The sequence below is a fragment of the Kitasatospora cinereorecta genome, from assembly GCF_024172095.1.
Taxonomy (GTDB): domain Bacteria; phylum Actinomycetota; class Actinomycetes; order Streptomycetales; family Streptomycetaceae; genus Kitasatospora; species Kitasatospora cinereorecta.
Genome location: NZ_JAMZDX010000002.1, coordinates 1,446,771 through 1,460,103, shown reverse-complemented (window position 1 = coordinate 1,460,103; position 13,333 = coordinate 1,446,771). Strand labels below are relative to the sequence as shown.

Annotated in this window: 11 protein-coding genes; all 11 read right to left on the bottom strand. The window is 73.3% G+C overall.

Annotation, left to right across the window (positions count from 1 at the left end; translation table 11 throughout):
- Positions 1-63: 63 nt before the first annotated feature.
- Positions 64-693 carry a class F sortase gene (locus FHR36_RS13300; RefSeq protein WP_308199312.1) on the bottom strand — a complete coding sequence of 210 codons (630 nt, stop codon included), beginning with the start codon at positions 691-693 and terminating at the stop codon, positions 64-66.
- Positions 694-785: 92 nt separating this feature from the next.
- Entirely contained in the window at positions 786-1,304 is a 519-nt protein-coding gene (locus tag FHR36_RS13295) for a hypothetical protein (protein WP_253796621.1), read from the bottom strand.
- Between the two features lie 260 nt (positions 1,305-1,564).
- Positions 1,565-2,278: a VIT1/CCC1 transporter family protein gene (locus tag FHR36_RS13290; RefSeq protein WP_253796619.1), complete on the bottom strand. Its 714-nt coding sequence runs from the start codon at positions 2,276-2,278 to the stop codon at positions 1,565-1,567.
- Between the two features lie 131 nt (positions 2,279-2,409).
- Complete coding sequence (locus tag FHR36_RS13285; protein ID WP_253796617.1) at positions 2,410-3,084, bottom strand: CBS domain-containing protein; 675 nt, start codon at positions 3,082-3,084, stop codon at positions 2,410-2,412.
- A 46-nt stretch (positions 3,085-3,130) separates the two neighbouring features.
- Positions 3,131-3,550, bottom strand: coding sequence for a universal stress protein (locus tag FHR36_RS13280; RefSeq protein ID WP_407660828.1), 420 nt, complete (start codon positions 3,548-3,550; stop codon positions 3,131-3,133).
- Between the two features lie 681 nt (positions 3,551-4,231).
- On the bottom strand, positions 4,232-5,017 hold the full coding sequence (gene pflA / locus FHR36_RS13275; RefSeq protein ID WP_253796614.1) for a pyruvate formate-lyase-activating protein: 786 nt from the start codon (positions 5,015-5,017) through the stop codon (positions 4,232-4,234).
- Positions 5,018-5,097: 80 nt separating this feature from the next.
- The gene (gene pflB / locus FHR36_RS13270) at positions 5,098-7,365 is read right to left on the bottom strand and encodes a formate C-acetyltransferase (RefSeq protein ID WP_253796613.1); all 2,268 of its coding nucleotides are present in this window, start codon (positions 7,363-7,365) and stop codon (positions 5,098-5,100) included.
- A 110-nt stretch (positions 7,366-7,475) separates the two neighbouring features.
- Positions 7,476-10,112, bottom strand: a complete 2,637-nt coding sequence (gene adhE / locus FHR36_RS13265) for a bifunctional acetaldehyde-CoA/alcohol dehydrogenase (RefSeq protein WP_253796611.1) — start codon at positions 10,110-10,112, stop codon at positions 7,476-7,478.
- A gap of 264 nt (positions 10,113-10,376) precedes the next feature.
- The gene (locus tag FHR36_RS13260; protein ID WP_253796609.1) at positions 10,377-11,231 is read right to left on the bottom strand and encodes a universal stress protein; all 855 of its coding nucleotides are present in this window, start codon (positions 11,229-11,231) and stop codon (positions 10,377-10,379) included.
- A 145-nt stretch (positions 11,232-11,376) separates the two neighbouring features.
- Positions 11,377-12,177: a universal stress protein gene (locus tag FHR36_RS13255; protein WP_253796607.1), complete on the bottom strand. Its 801-nt coding sequence runs from the start codon at positions 12,175-12,177 to the stop codon at positions 11,377-11,379.
- Between the two features lie 348 nt (positions 12,178-12,525).
- Complete coding sequence (locus tag FHR36_RS13250) at positions 12,526-13,320, bottom strand: ribosome hibernation promotion factor (RefSeq protein WP_253796605.1); 795 nt, start codon at positions 13,318-13,320, stop codon at positions 12,526-12,528.
- Positions 13,321-13,333: the final 13 nt, after the last annotated feature.

Sequence of the window (13,333 nt, the reverse complement as noted above, 5' to 3'; positions counted from 1 at the left end):
GTCCGCCCGCCACCTGGCCGGTCCACGATCCGGTAGCCCCACGGCCGCCGGCCGCCCGCCCGGTCAGGCCGGTACGGCTCTGCTGAAGTGGGCGTAGACGACCACGCTTCCCTGGTAGCCGGCGCCCCGGGTGTATGGACCGCCGCAGGTGATCAGGCGCAGTTGTGGCCGGTCGGTGTCGCCGTACACCTGGTCGCCGGGTACGGCGTTCTTCGGGTGGACCTCGACGGCGTCGACGGTGAACTCGGCGGTGCTCCGGTCGGCGCGGAGGATGTCGATGACGTCGCTCCTGTGCAGGGTGCCCAGGCCGTAGAAGACGGCCGGGCCCGCGGCCGTGTCCACGTGGCCGTCGACGACCGCGTTTCCGACGGTGCCCGGGGCCGCGCTCTGCCGGTACCAGCCGGCGAGGTTGCGATCGTCCGCCGACGGCGCCGGAAGGTTCCCGGCGCCGTCCAGGTCGACCTCGGTGATCGGCGCGTCGACGCCGATGCTCGGGATACGGATGCGGGCGGGCTTCGAGAACCCCATCCCGACCGCGGCCGGTGCGGCGGCGGTCGGGTCCGGGGACGCGCCGGGCCACGTGCTCGGCCACGCATCGGCGGCGCTCGGCCGGACCGGAGCCGAGGTCCGAACGCCGGTGTGGATCAGCCATGCCCCGCTGCCGACGGCGGCGGCCGCCGCGACGAGCGCCACGGGTGTCCGGCGCCGACCACGCATCGTCCGGCCGACCGACGGTGCTCCACCGGGCAGCACAGGTCGGCCGGAGCGTGGGCCGAGCCTTGGGGTCACGCCCTGCCGCCGCCCGAACGGCGGCGCAGCACGACGGCGCCGCCCGCCAGCCCTGCCGCGACGAGAGCGCCGCCGGCCACGGTGGCGGTGGTGTTCATCCCGTGCACCGACCCGCCGGTGCCGGCCAGCGAGGACTTCGGTACGAAGGCGGGGGTGGTGGGCACCTGGTCCGCGGGACACGTGACCACGGCGTCGGCTCCCTGGAAACTCACCTTCACCGACTTGTCGGCAAGGGTCTCGAACACGGCGCCGGCCGGTGTGGTGATCTTCGTGCCGGGGCCGTCGGCGCTGAGGATCTTGCCGCCCTCGGTGGTGGCCACCACGACCTGGCCGGCTCCTTCGCAGGCGACGATGTCCCCGCTCTTGACGACGAGACTGCCGCCCTCGGTGCGGCCGCTGAAGGGAGAGGACGAGCCGTCGGCGTACGCGGCGCCCGCGAACGTGACCGTCACGACGATGGTGCCGGTCGCGATCGCCGCGGCCGCGCAGGCCGCCCTGCTGATCCGAGCTGTCATGGGTGCTCCTCGTGCGTCGCAGGACCGGCGGCCTCTCCGCCGGTCCGGTGCGCGACGATCCCTCAATCGATCGGCTGATACGACCGCCAAATGGGCGCACATGAGGACGCACCAGGTCAGCGAGCCCACCGGTCACCCGTTCTGCTCAACCCTCGGCCCCTCGAACCGCGCGGCCTGACCGGCGAGTGGAGCCACCAAGTGCGGTGACGAACCCGCAACACCGGTGTCCAGCGGAGCCGTTCGGCGAGGTGAGCGGCCGCTCAGACGCCGGAGACGTCGGCGATCTGCCCGACCGCGGCGGTGATGGCCATGGCCAGTCCGCCGCCGAGGACGACACGCAGCGTGGGGCGCAGGACGCCGGTGCCGGCCGCGCGGGCGGCCAGGACGCCCGCGCCGGCGAGGCCGAGGAGGGTCACGGCGACGATCAGCCACAGCCGGGCGGTGGCGGTGCCGGCGAGGAGGCCGAGGAAGGGAACGAGTCCCCCCATCAGGAAGCTCGCTGCGGAGGCCAGGGCGGCCTGCAGCGGCTTCGCCGCGGTGTGCTCGCTCTGGCCGAGTTCGTCCCGCAGATGGGCCTGGAGCGGATCGGCCTCGTGGAGAGCGAGCGCGACCTGCCGCGCGAGGTCCTGCGGAACGCCCCGGGCTCGGTAGATGGCGGTGAGCTCGGCGAGTTCGGCCTCGGGGTTCTCGGCGAGTTCGCGCTGCTCCTTCGCCCGGTCGGCGGTCTCGACGTCGACCTGGGAGCTGACCGACACGTACTCGCCGGCGGCCATCGACATCGCGCCGGCCGACAGCCCCGCAAGGCCGCCGGTGACCACGGCCGACGTGCTCGCGCCGCTGGCCGCGATGCCGACCATCAGGCTCGCGATGGACACCAGGCCGTCGTTGGCGCCGAGCACCGCAGCGCGCAGCCAGCCGGCCCGGTCGGCGCTGTGGCTCTCCTGGTGCGGGTTGCGCCTGTCGAAGAAGGTCATGCGTCCAGTGCTCCCTGTCGGCCAGTGCTCCCTGTCGGCCGTCGAAGCCATTGTCGGGTGCGGACGGCTCTGTGCACTCGTCCGAGCACGCGCCCTGTGACGGTGGCGTCGCCCCGCTCGCGGGGACCGGGTCAGTGACCCGGGTGCGGGGCGGCGGTGTCGTCCGTGCGGTGGTCGAGGCGGCTGGTGACCTCGACGACGCCGTCCACGCTGCGGCAGAGCCGTTCCAGTACCGGCACCAGGCTGCGGCGCTCGACCGTGCCGTCCAGGGTGACCCGGCCCTCGTGCACCCGGACGTCGACGCTGTCCGGGGAGAGCCCGAGGGCGCCGTCGAGGACGTCGTGGCGGATCTCCTCGCGGATCGCCCGGTCCTGGCGCAGGAAGACCCGCAGCAGGTCGCTCCGGCTGACGATGCCGATCAGCCGTCCGGCCTCGTCGACGACGGGGAGCCGCTTGAGGTGTTCACGCTCCATCAGGCGGGCGGCCTCGACCACGGTCCACTCCGGCCGGGCGCACACGGCGGGGCCGGTCATCAGGGCCTCGGCGGTGACGGCCCGGCTTCGGGCGGCCTCGCGCGGCGGCAGGCTCGGCGTGAGCAGCAGGCCCGCCGGGTCCTCCTGAGCCGCTTCGTTGACCAGCAGGTCGGCCTCGGAGACGATCCCGAGCGGCCGGTCGTCGAGGTCCAGGACGGGTACGGCGGTGACGTCGTGCTCGGCGAGAAGCCGGGCGATCTCCTTGAACCCCGTGTCGGGCCGCACGTGGACGACGGCACGGGTCATCAGCTCTCCTACGATCCGGTGTCTCATGGTCGGCCGGCTCCTTTCCGGTGGGCGGGTCGGGTCGCTCGGGGGGTCATCGGTCCTCGCGGTGGCGGACCACCACGACCGGGCAGGGCGCGTGCTGGACGCAGTGCTGGCTCACCGATCCGAGCAGTGCGCCGGCGAAGCCGCCGTGCCCCCGGCTCCCGACGACCAGGAGTTCGGCGTCCCGCGCCGCCTCCAGCAGGGCCGGCACCGCGCCGGCCTCCACCACCCGGGCGCCGATCCGGACCGGGAGCTCGGGGTCACTCGCCTCGGCGATGGCGGAGTCGAGGGTCTTGCGGGCGATGCCGAGGACGTACTCGTCGGCGGCGGCCGTGCCGGTCCAGCCGGGTGACACCGGGTACTGCCAGGCGGTCACCGCCTCGACGACGGCGCCGACCGCGTGGGCCTGCTCGACGGCCCAGCGCAGCGCGTCGATCGAGGACGGCGATCCGTCCACTCCGACCACGATCCTGCGCCGCGCCACGTCCTGCTCGGTCACGGTTGTCCTCCTGCTCGTCGCGGTGTCCCGTCGCGTCTTCCCGTTCGGGGTTGCCTCCATCCTCGGCCGGCCGGCACCCGCCGGCCGAGGGCCGGACGGGCACGTGCGGGCGGGACCTTCAGCCCCGGTCGCGGCGGGTGCGGCGCCCGGCCCGGGGGCCCCACCTCGGGCATCGGTCCATGGGCCCCGGTCGAAAGGCCGGCGAACCGGGACCGTCGTGCCACCACCGGTGACCAGTGGCCCACCGACCCGCCGGCCGATCCGTGGGCACGCCGGCACCGGCATCCCCTCGCTGGACGACCCGTCGAAGTCGGTCACCCGGGACATTCTCGACTCCCAGCAGGAGTCCCCGTGGGAGGACGCCACCCGGCTGGTGCGCGCGGGCGGCACGATCGTGGACGGTTGCTGGAGCGCGGCGTACGGTTCCACACCGGTCACCGGGTCACCGGGTCACCGACCTCGGCTTCCGCCCGGGTCCGGGCACCACCGTCGAGCGGATCCATTTCGCGGGTGCCCGCGCCGACGTGCCGGTCGATCCGGCGGATTTGGTGTTCGTCACCAACGGCTCGATGACCGCCGACGAGAAGCTCCCCGGTGCGCCGGGTGACGGGGAGGCCACGACGTACCGGGGAGCGGTCCGGGGTGCCGCGCTCAGACGGTCTGCAGGCCGTGGGCGGCGAAGACCGCACGGGCCGCGGCGGTCTGGTCGGCGGTGGGCGCCGGGGTGTCGGCGAGCGTGAAGTCGAGGCCGAGCGCGCGCCACTTGGCGGCCCCGAGCTTGTGGAAGGGCAGGACGTCGACGCGGGTGACGTTGCCGAGCGAGGCGGTGAAGGCGGCGACGCCCTCGATGTTCTCGGCGGCGTCGGTCAGATGGGGAACGAGGACGAAGCGGACCCAGACCTCCTTGCCGAGGTCGGCCAGGCGTCGGGCGAAGGCCAGCGTGGGGGCGAGCTCCCGGCCGGTCAGGTGCCGGTAGAGGGCGCGGTCCCAGGACTTGATGTCGAGCAGGACGAGGTCGGTGTCGGCGAGCAGCGCGTCGGTGGCGCGGCCGCCGAGGAAGCCGGAGGTGTCGAGGGCGGTGTGCAGGCCGAGCTCGTGCTTGAAGCGGTGGAGCAGTTCGGCGGTGAACAGCGGCTGGAGGAGCGGTTCACCGCCGCTGACGGTGGCGCCGCCGCCGGAGGCGTGGATGAACCCGGTGTACTTGGCGGCCTCCCGGACGATCTCCTCGGCCGGGGTGCGGCCGCCGTCGCGCAGGTACCGGGTGTCGGGGTTGTGGCAGTACAGGCAGCGCAGCGGGCAGCCGGCGAGGAAGGCGACGAAGCGGGTGCCGGGGCCGTCCACGCCGGTGGACAGGTCCCAGGAGTGCAGCATGCCGGTGACCGTGCGCCGGGTGGCGACGCCTGCGGGGGTGACGGCGGGTGCGGCGGTTTCGGCCATGACGGTTCTCCCTTGCGCGGGTGCGCGGTGCCGGCGCCCGTGGTCGGGGAGGGGCCGGCACCGCGTGCGGGTGAGCGGGACTACAGCGCGTCGTGGAAGGTGCGGTTGACCACGTCGAGCTGCTGTTCCCGGGTGAGGCGGACGAAGTTGACCGCGTAGCCGCTGACGCGGATGGTCAGCTGGGGGTAGTTCTCGGGGTGTTCCATGGCGTCCAGCAGGGTGTCCCGGTTCAGGACGTTGACGTTCATGTGGAAGCCGCGGCAGGTGGTGTAGCCGTCGAGCACGCCGACCAGGTTGGCGATCCGCTCCTCGTCGGTGCGGCCGAGCGCGTCCGGCGTGACGGTGTTGGTGAGCGAGATGCCGTCCTCGGCCTGCTCGTAGGGGAGTTTGGCGACCGACAGGGCGGCGGCGACGTAGCCGTGGCGGTCGCGGCCGTTCATCGGGTTGGCGCCCGGGGAGAACGGTTCCCCGGCCCGGCGGCCGTCCGGGGTGTTGCCGGTCTTCCTGCCGTAGACGACGTTGGAGGTGATGGTCAGCACCGACTGGGTGTGCTCGGCGCCCCGGTAGGTCGGGTGCTTGCGCACCTTGCGCATGAACTCCTCGACCAGCCACACCGCGATCGCGTCGGCCCGGTCGTCGTTGTTGCCGTACGCCGGGTACTCGCCCTCCACCAGGTAGTCGACCACCAGGCCGCTGTCGTCCCGTACGGGCCGCACGGTCGCGTACCGGATGGCGGAGAGCGAGTCCGCCGCGACCGCGAGGCCGGCGATGCCGCAGGCCAGCGTGCGCCGGACGTCCCGGTCGTGCAGGGCCATCTCGAGGCGCTCGTAGGCGTACTTGTCGTGCATGTAGTGGATGACGTCGAGCGCGTGCACGTACGTGGCGGCCAGCCAGTCCAGCTGCCGGTCGAGCCTGGCCACGACCTCGCCGTGGTCCAGCACCTCGCCGGTGATCGGCCCGCTCTCCGGACCGACCTGGGCGCCGGAGACCTCGTCGCGGCCGCCGTTGATCGCGTACAGCACGGTCTTGGCGAGGTTGACCCGGGCGCCGAAGAACTGCATCTGCCGGCCGACCGGCATCGCGGAGACGCAGCAGGCGATGGCGGTGTCATCGCCGAAGCGCGGGCGCATCAGCTCGTCCGACTCGTACTGGATGCCGGAGGTGTCGATCGACACCTTGGCGCAGAACTCCTTGAAGCCGCGGGGCAGCCGGGGCGACCAGAAGACGGTCAGGTTCGGCTCCGGGGCGGGGCCGAGGTTGTACAGGGTCTGCAGGTAGCGGAAGGAGGCGCGGGTGACCAGGGGTCGGCCGTCCTCGCCGACACCGCCGATGGACTCGGTGACCCAGGTCGGGTCGCCGGAGAACAGCTCGTCGTACTCGGGGGTGCGCAGGAAGCGCACGATCCGCAGCTTGATGACGAAGTCGTCGACCAGCTCCTGGGCCTGCTCCTCGGTCAGCAGGCCGGCCTCCAGGTCGCGCTGGAGGTAGACGTCGAGGAAGGTGGAGGTGCGGCCGAGCGACATCGCGGCGCCGTTCTGCTCCTTCACGGCCGCCAGGTAGGCGAAGTACAGCCACTGGACCGCCTCGCGGGCGGTGCCGGCCGGGCCGGAGAGGTCGTACCCGTACGCCTCGGCCATCGCCTTGAGCTCGCCCAGGGCGCGGATCTGCTCGGCGAGTTCCTCGCGCTCGCGGATCACCTCCTCCAGCCGGGCCGGGTCCTGGGGCAGGTCGTCCAGCTGGGACTTCTCGACCCGCTTGGCCTCGATCAGCCGGTCCACGCCGTAGAGGGCGACCCGCCGGTAGTCGCCGATGATCCGGCCCCGCCCGTACGCGTCGGGCAGGCCGGTGATGATGCCGGCCCTGCGGGCGGCCAGGATCTGCGGGGTGTAGGCGTCGAAGACGCCGTCGTTGTGGGTCTTGCGGTACGCGGTGAAGACCTTTTCCAGCTCCGGCGGAACGGGGTAGCCGTAGGTCCTCAGCGCGCCCGCCACCATCCGCCACCCGCCGTTGGGCATGATCGCGCGCTTCAGCGGGGCGTCGGTCTGCAGGCCGACGATCAGCTCCTTCTCCCGGTCGATCCAGCCGGGAGCGTGTGCGGTGATGCCCGCGGGGACGTCGTACGCGATGTCGTACACGCCCTTGGCGCGCTCCTCGGGCAGGCGGTCGGTGATCTGCTTCCAGACCGCCAGGGTCCGCTCGGTCGGGCCGGCCAGGAAGGCGGCATCGCCGTGGTACGGGGTGTAGTTGTGCTGGATGAAGTCGCGCACGTCGATCGCGTCGCGCCACAGCCCGCCCCGGAAGCCGTCCCAGGCTCCGCGGGTGGCCGTCTCCGTCTGCCGGACCGTCATGTTCGCTGCTCCCGTCGTGATGTCCTCGCCACCATCGTGGCGCTCGGGTGTGGGGCCCGGCCCGGGGCCGTGAGGCCCTCGGGGCCGGGCCGTTGGTCCTCGGTCGGCCCTCAGTCGCGGACGCCGCGGTAGGCCTGGAGCATCAGCTGCTCCATGTCGGCGAGCATCGGCATGCGGGGGTTGGCCGGGGCGCACTGGTCCTCGTACGCGTTCATCGCCTGCTGCGGCAGGGCCTCGATGAAGGCCGCCTCGTCGACTCCCGCCTCCTTGAAGGAGCGCGGGATGCCCACCCGGTCCCGCAGATCCTCGACGGCGGCGGCGAGCGACTCGACGCCCTGCCCGGGGGTGTCGGCGGGCAGGCCGAGCATCCGCGCGATCGCCTGGTAGCGCTCGGGGGCGATGTAGCTCCGGTACTTGGGCCAGCTGGTCACCTTGGACGGCGCGGAGCCGTTGTAGCGGATGACGTGCGGCAGCAGGATCGCGTTGGTGCGGCCGTGGGCGATGTGGAAGGTGGCGCCCAGGGTGTGCGCCATGGCGTGCACGACACCGAGGAAGGCCGAGCCGAAGGCCATGCCGGCGATGGTGCCGGCGTTGTGCATCTTCTCCCGCGCCACCGGGTCGTTGGGCCCGTCGAGGACGGCCCGCTCCAGGTGGTCGAAGATCAGCCGGATGCCCTGCAGCGCCAGGCCGTCGGTGAAGTCGTTGGCGTAGACGGAGACATAGGTCTCGATGCAGTGGGTCAGGGCGTCGAAGCCGGAGTCGGCGGTGACCTCCTTCGGCAGGCGCGTGGTCAGGGCCGGGTCGACGACGGCCACGCTCGGGGTGAGCGCGTAGTCCGCCAGCGGGTACTTCTGGCCGGTGGCGGTGTCGGTGATCACCGCGAACGGGGTGACCTCGGATCCGGTGCCGGCGGTGGTCGGGATGCACACCAGCTTCGCCTTCTCCCCCAGGTCGGGAAAGGTGAAGGCGCGCTTGCGGATGTCGAAGAACTTCTCCTTGAGGTCGGCGAAGTCGACCTCCGGGTGCTCGTACATCAGCCACATCACCTTGGCGGCGTCCATCGGCGAGCCGCCGCCGAGCGCGATGACGGTGTCGGGCCGGAAGTCGCGCATCAGCTCGGCGCCCTTGCGGACCGTGTCGATACTGGGGTTGGCCTCGACGAAGTCGACCACCCGCACCTCGACCGGCTCCTGACGGCGGTCCAGGACGGACCTGATCCGCTCCAGGTGGCCGACCTCGACCATGGTCCGGTCCGTGACGATCACGATCCGGTGCGCGTTCGGCATGTCGGCGAGGTAGCGGACCGAGTTGCGCTCGAAGTAGATCTTCGGCGGGACCTTGAACCACTGCATGTTGGTGTTGCGCCGCCCGATCCGTTTGATGGTGACGAGGTTCAGCGCCGAGACGTTCCCGGACACCGAGTTGTGCCCGTAGCTGCCGCAGCCGAGGGTCAGCGAGGGCAGGAAGGCGTTGTAGACGTCGCCGATCCCGCCCTGCGAGCTCGGCGCGTTCCAGATGATCCGGCACGCCTTGACCGCGTGCCCGAACTCCTCGACGAACGCCCCGTCCTCGGTGTGGACCGCCGCCGAGTGCCCGAGGCCGTTGAACTCGACCATCGCGGCCGCGAGTTCGACGCCGATGCGGCGCGAGGGGGCGGTCAGCACGGCCAGCACCGGACAGAGCTTCTCGCGGGTCAGCGGCTCGGACGGTCCGACCCACTCGGCCTCCACCAGGATGACCGAGGTGTCGGCCGGCACCTCGAAGCCGGCGGCCTCAGCGATCTGCGCCGCCGACCGGCCGACCACCTCCGCGTTCAGCCGGTCCCCGGCGCAGGAGAGGCCCTCACCGACGCCGAACAGGTGGCGCTCCAGCAGCAGCTTCTCCTCGACGCTCGCGAGGTGCGCCTTCAACTTCCGGAACTCGGCGAGCGCGGCGTCGCGGATCTCCGCATCCAGGATCACGGCCTGCTCGGAGGCGCAGATCATGCCGTTGTCGAAGGTCTTCGACAGCACGATGTCGTTCACGGCACGCCGCAGATCGGCACTCTTCTCCACGTACGCGGGGACGTTGCCCGCACCCACGCCGAGGGCCGGCTTGCCGCAGCTGTACGCGGCGCGGACCATCGCATTGCCGCCGGTGGCGAGGACGGTCGCCACGTCCGGATGGTTCATCAGCGCGTGGGTGGCCGCCATCGAGGGCTCCTCGATCCACTGGATGCAGTGCTCCGGCGCCCCGGCCGCCACCGCCGCGTCCCGCACGGTCCGGGCCGCCTCGGCGGAGCAGCGCTGCGCCGCGGGGTGGAAGGCGAAGACGATCGGATTGCGGGTCTTCAGCGCGAGCAGGCACTTGAAGATCGTGGTCGAGGTGGGGTTGGTGACCGGGGTGATGCCCGCGACGACACCCACCGGTTCGGCGATCTCCACGATCCCGTCGATCTCGTCCCGGCGCACCACCCCGACCGTCTTCGTCCGCGCCATCGCATGGGTGACGTTCTCGCAGGCGAAGACGTTCTTCACCGCCTTGTCCTCGAACAGCCCGCGTCCGGTCTCCTCGATCGCCAGGGCCGCGAGGCCGGTGTGGCGGGCCAGGGCGGCCAGGGACGCCTTCTTGACGATGTGGTCGACCTGGTCCTGGGTGAAGTCTGCGTAGTCCTGAAGGGCGGTCAGAGCATCCGCCACGAGGGCGGCGACGGCCCTCGGGGCATCGTCCGGAGCGGGGGGCTGCTCGGTGTGCGGGCGGCGGGTCATGGCTGGACCACCTTTCGGTTGGCTCGTCCGGATCGGCGGCCGCCGCGGGTGTCCGCTCGGCCTTTCACCGACAGCCTCCCGGTGCGGCGCGGCCCGCAGCGGCGGCCAATCGGGGCACGCCCGCCGGCCGAAGGTCCCTCGTCGGCAGCCGGTCCGCGGGTCCTTCCGCCCCCGGCGGAACGCCGGACGGCCGTGGCACGGACCGGTGACGGTCGGTGCCACGGCCGTCCGGCGCGGCGTCAGGTGTCGGGGGCTCCGGGTCTCTCAGACGTGCGGCACCACCGCGACCGGGCTGTGCGCGTGGTGCAGCACGGCGTGCGTCACCGGGCCCAGCATGGGCGCGGCCACCCGGGTGTGCCGGAGGCGACGTCCCACCACGACCAGCGAGGCGCTGCGGGACGCCTCGGTCAGTGCTCGGGCGGCGGGCGCGGCGGTCACCTCGGCCTCGACCGGCACCGCGGGGAACTTGTCGCGCCAGCGTCCCAGCGCGTCCTGAAGGCGGACCAGTTCGCTCGCCGCCAGGGAGTCCCTGATCTCCCGTTGGTCCAGTGGGGCCTCCGTGTCGTAGGGCCCGGCGGGCGGGGGGCTGCTCTGCAGGGCCCGCAGTCGGACGCCGCGCCCGGCCGCCTGCTCGAAGGCGAAGGCGAGCGCCTCGTCGCAGGGCCGGCCACCCTCCACCCCGACGACCACCTCACCGTCCTCGCCGCCCTCGCCGTCGGCCCTGACCAGGACCACCGGGCAGGCGGCGTGCGCCGCCGCCCGGAGCCCGACCGAGCCGACCAGCAGCCCCGCGAAGCCGCCGAGGCCGCGCGAGCCGAGCACCAGCAGTCCGGCCCGCTCTCCGGCGGCGACCAGCGCGTAGGCCGGGTCGCCCGGCACCTGCTCGCAGGAGACGGCCGACTCCGGCAGCGCCGCCGCGAGGCGGTCGCGCAGCGCGCGGAGCGGCTCCGGCAGCGACTCGGCCCGCTCTGCGGGCTGCTCCGCCGGCCTGGCCTCCGGCACCCCGGCGTGGATCATCCGCAGGGACCGGCCGGTGCGGTGAGCCTGCTCGGCCGCCCACCCGGCCGCGGCCTCGCTCGCCGCGGATCCGTCGACTCCCACCACCACGGACTGAACCATGATCAGACCTCCTTCGTCCGGTGGTCGCGCGGCACCGTTGCGCGCAACCTCGTGTCCGCCGAACAGGTTCGCGGACCGGCACCTGCCGGCCACAGAGGCCGGGCAGCCCTGGCCCGGTACCGAAGGTCCCGGGGTCGGCCCTGGCTCACGTCCCGGGTACCACGGCCACCGGGCAGGCGGCGTGGTGCAGGACCGCGTGGGCGACCGGGCCGAGCAGGACCACCGGGCCGACGGGGCGGCGTCCCAGCACCAGCAACCGGGCCTTGGCGGAAGCCTCCACCAGGGCGCGGCCCGGCCCGGCGTGCTCGACGTCCTCGTGGAGTTCGACCTCGGGGTGGGCCGTCCTCCAGGGTTCCAGGGCCGCGGCCAGCAGCGCGGCCTCGCCGCCGCGGTCGCCCGGCGGGACGGGTGCGGCGTGGACGGCCCGCAGCGGCAGTCCGTAGCGGTCGGCGGCCGCGAAGGCGAACCGGAGGGCGGCCTCCGCGGGCCGGCGCGCGTCCACACCCACCAGCACGTGCTCACGCAGGTGCGGGCCGGGGGGTTCCGCCGGGAGCACCACGATCGGGCATCCGGTCCTCGCGGCGAGCTGCAGAGTGGTCGAGCCGACGCGCAGCTCCGGGAAGCCGCCGCTCCCGCGTGCTCCGAGCACCATCAACTCGGCGTCCTCGCCCGCGGCGAGCAGCGCGGCGGTGGCGGCGTCGTGGGCCTCCTCGGTCCGCATCCGCAGGCCCGGATGGCGCACCGCCAGGATGTGCTCCACCTCGTGGAGGAGGTCACCGGCGGGCCGGTCGGCCGCGGCCCGGGCGGGAAGCAGGTGGGGCATCAGCGGCAGGGCGTGCAGGACGCGCAGCGGTCGGTCGCGCAGCAGCGCCTCGCGGGCGGCCCAGTCGGCGGCCGCCAGGCTGGCTTCGGAGCCGTCGATCCCGACGGCGACGGGCAGGTCCATGGTGATCGTCTCCTCAACGGCCCCCCTCGGTGTCGAGCCGGCCCGGTCGGCTTCGCGACGGGCACGCACCCATCGTCACCCTCCGCGGTCGGACGGACACAGGGCCGACCGGGCCACGATTCCGGCCCCCGGGCGGGACCAGCGGCCCCAGTCCCGGATTCCCCGGGAGGCACCCCGTGTCCCGCTTCCCTGCGGGCCGCATCGACGGGTGGTGCATTCCGGGGACCGGTGTCCGGCGTCCTACCGGGGCGGGAAGCAGCGAGAACCGGGGACGGCCCCCACGCCGTCCCCGGTTCTCCGTACCGCGCCCGGCCGGCCCCCCACGGCCGCCGGGCCGGACCCGCGCCGCTACAGCGCGGGAGTGATCAGGCCGTAGTGGCCGTCGTAGCGGTGGTACAGCACGTTTCCGCGGCCGGAGGCGGCGTCGGTGAAGAACACGAACGGCACGCCGCTCAGGTCCAGCAGATCGACCGCGTCGGCGACGGCGAGTTCCGGCGCTCCGGCCGTGCTCGCCGGCAGCCCCGGCACGGGCGCGGCCTGCGGGTCGGCGGTGGCCAGGCGGTAGCCGCCGTGGGCGGCGTCCCGGTGGACCACGCTGTCGCGGCCGCTCACCGCGTCGGTGAACAGGTGGAAGTCGTAGTCCATCGCCTCCAGTTCGAACACCGCCTCCCAGGCGGTCTGTCGCGCCAGGCTGTAGGACTTGTGCCGGACGATCCGCGGGTCGTCGCCACCGGAGGTGCGGCGCTGCGGGCGGTGGCCGTCCCGGCCGGGGTCGCTCCAGGCGGTCGGCGCCGTCCCGCGGTGGCGGTGCGGCTCGCGGTGGTCGCGGTGGTCGCGGACGCGGGCGATGCGGGCGTTCAGCCGGTCCTGAAGCAGGTCGATCGCCTCCTGCATGGTGGCGGCCGCGACGTGGGCCCGTACCGGCCTGCCGTTGAGGTCGACGAGCGCCTGGGCGACGGAAGGCCTGGCGACCGCGTGGTTGGGCTCCTGGGTGAGCTTCACCCGGGCGGCGAGGACCGGTTCGTCCAGTCGGTCCAGCACGGCGAGCATCTTCGACCGGGCGTAGTCGGGAGCGGCCAGGCTGACCTCGCCGCGGGTCACCACCGTGAGGTCGGTGGTGGGCCGGGTGTGCAGACGGTTCATCGCGCTTCCTTTC

What these genes read in the sequence shown, in the direction of transcription:
- FHR36_RS13295 (WP_253796621.1), bottom strand. Translation starts at nt 1,304, where the DNA reads ATGACAGCTCGGATCAGCAGGGCGGCCTGCGCGGCCGCGGCGATCGCG.
- FHR36_RS13290 (WP_253796619.1), bottom strand. Translation starts at nt 2,278, where the DNA reads ATGACCTTCTTCGACAGGCGCAACCCGCACCAGGAGAGCCACAGCGCC.
- FHR36_RS13285 (WP_253796617.1), bottom strand. Translation starts at nt 3,084, where the DNA reads ATGAGACACCGGATCGTAGGAGAGCTGATGACCCGTGCCGTCGTCCAC.
- pflA (WP_253796614.1), bottom strand. Translation starts at nt 5,017, where the DNA reads ATGGCCGAAACCGCCGCACCCGCCGTCACCCCCGCAGGCGTCGCCACC.
- pflB (WP_253796613.1), bottom strand. Translation starts at nt 7,365, where the DNA reads ATGACGGTCCGGCAGACGGAGACGGCCACCCGCGGAGCCTGGGACGGC.
- adhE (WP_253796611.1), bottom strand. Translation starts at nt 10,112, where the DNA reads ATGACCCGCCGCCCGCACACCGAGCAGCCCCCCGCTCCGGACGATGCC.
- FHR36_RS13260 (WP_253796609.1), bottom strand. Translation starts at nt 11,231, where the DNA reads ATGGTTCAGTCCGTGGTGGTGGGAGTCGACGGATCCGCGGCGAGCGAG.
- FHR36_RS13255 (WP_253796607.1), bottom strand. Translation starts at nt 12,177, where the DNA reads ATGGACCTGCCCGTCGCCGTCGGGATCGACGGCTCCGAAGCCAGCCTG.
- FHR36_RS13250 (WP_253796605.1), bottom strand. Translation starts at nt 13,320, where the DNA reads ATGAACCGTCTGCACACCCGGCCCACCACCGACCTCACGGTGGTGACC.